At 41.4% G+C, this 1,802-nt stretch carries 3 protein-coding genes; 2 read left to right on the plus strand and 1 reads right to left on the minus strand.

Features of this window, described 5'->3' with window-relative positions; genetic code table 11:
- On the minus strand, positions 1-497 hold a 497-nt coding region (locus tag ACTF6W_RS11805), incomplete at its 3' end, for a PLP-dependent transferase (RefSeq protein ID WP_438994749.1).
- A 65-nt stretch (positions 498-562) separates the two neighbouring features.
- On the opposite strand from ACTF6W_RS11805, the gene ACTF6W_RS11810 reads away from it, so the two are divergent.
- Positions 563-1,258, plus strand: a complete 696-nt coding sequence (locus tag ACTF6W_RS11810) for an isochorismatase family protein (protein ID WP_438994750.1) — start codon at positions 563-565, stop codon at positions 1,256-1,258.
- Positions 1,245-1,802, plus strand: a 558-nt coding sequence (locus tag ACTF6W_RS11815) for a substrate-binding periplasmic protein (protein WP_438994751.1), incomplete at its 3' end; no start/stop codon positions are given. The genes ACTF6W_RS11810 and ACTF6W_RS11815, both read left to right, overlap by 14 nt.

The following is a 1,802-nucleotide window of genomic DNA, read 5'->3' on the forward strand; positions in this document are numbered from 1 at the left end:
TTCATGGTCGGGTTGGTTGGTGTTTCAAGATATAACAGATCACATCCTTTTAAGGTTTCAGCTTCAATTTGATCTTGATCATGGGTTTCACACATGGTGACATTCACATTAAAGCGCGGCATATGATCCATAAAAACAAAACTTGTGCCGCCATATGTATCTTTCACCGAAACGATGCGTTTTCCAGGTGACATAAGCGCGAATAAAATGCCGCTGATAGCTGCCATGCCGCTGGAAAAACTTGTGGCAGCCTCCGCATTTTCAAGGGCGCGCATTTTTTCTTCAAATACTTTAACGGTGGGGTTTGTATTTCGGCTATAAATATGTCCTTCTTTTTTCCCTAGGGCTACATCTAACCATTCATCAACATCATCGTGGCTATAGGAAACACTATTAACAACAGGGACTTGTGCGGCGCCTTCGAAAAAAGATTGTTCTTCGCCGGCCCAGACGGATTTGGTTGCGGGTCCAATGTTATCCCATTTTTTATTTGTCATTTTGAGTTCCAACCTACTTTTAATTATTTCTTTTCATGTTCATATGAAAGATATATCGTACCGACATGCATAAAACAAATATTACCGAAGAAACCATCAAGACGGCCATAAATCGCAGAGGCGGACGACGTTTTGCGTTTGAAAATATAGATGCCTCTAAAGCGGCACTCGTGGTTATTGATATGCAAAATTATTTTATGAAGCCCGGTATGGCTGCCGAAGTTCCCGTTGCTCGTGATATTGTCCCTAACATCAATAGGCTGGCATCCGCACTCAGAAAAGCAAGTGGAAAGGTTGTCTGGGTTATTTCAACCTTTGATGAGGATACTTATCAAGAATGGTCCGTGTTAAATAATTTGTTTTCAGATGATCGACGCAAAGCGATGATGGAAAATCTGGTTAAAGGGAAAGACGGACATAAGCTATGGTCAGAATTTGACGTCAAGCCGTCAGATCTACATATTGAAAAAAACCGTTATAGCGCCTTCATGCAGGGCGCGAGTAGACTTGATGCGCAACTAAAAAGCGCGGACATTGATACTGTATTTATCACGGGTACTTTGACTGATGTTTGCTGTGAATGTTCGGCGCGTGATGCGATGATGATGAATTATAAAACCATTATGGTGACGGATGCGAATGCGGCTTCAAATGATGATGATCATAATAATGCGCTCAATGCGCTTGGTCGATTGTTCGTGGATCTATATTCAACGGATGAACTTATAATGAAATTGGGTGATCAACATGCCCGTGATTAAGGTTGCTTATAATCCAGATTTCGCCCCCTTTAGCAAAAGAGAAGACGGCAAACCACAAGGTTTAATCATTGAGAGATTGAAAGAAATTTTTGCGGCGTCCAATATTCAATATAATTTTATTGCGACGAAATTACCTGAGCTTATTCCAAATATGGAAAATGGAAAAGTGGCCGCGGTTGCTGCACTTGGTATGACGCCCGAGCGACAAGAAAAATACCAATTTACAAAACCAATAATTGTTAGTGGTGGTGCGTGGTTTATCCCAAAATCAATTAGAATGATAGCGGAAGGTGAAGTGCCATCATCCTTAATCACGCCAGAGCGTGGCCCTTTATCGAATGAAATTAAAAATAAATATCCTGAAGCGGAACTCATAACATGTGCTGACTATGATGCAGCCTTAAAGGGTGCGCTGGAAGGTAAAGCGTTAGCCGCCGCTTTAAATTGGCATGTTGGACGCATGATGGTTGAAGATAAATATCAAAATCAATTTCATGAAACAAAGCGGCCCTATAATACGCTGGCATTAGGGTTAGCAGTTCTT

Source organism: Pseudemcibacter sp. (assembly GCF_965661635.1).
Lineage (GTDB): Bacteria > Pseudomonadota > Alphaproteobacteria > Sphingomonadales > Emcibacteraceae > Pseudemcibacter.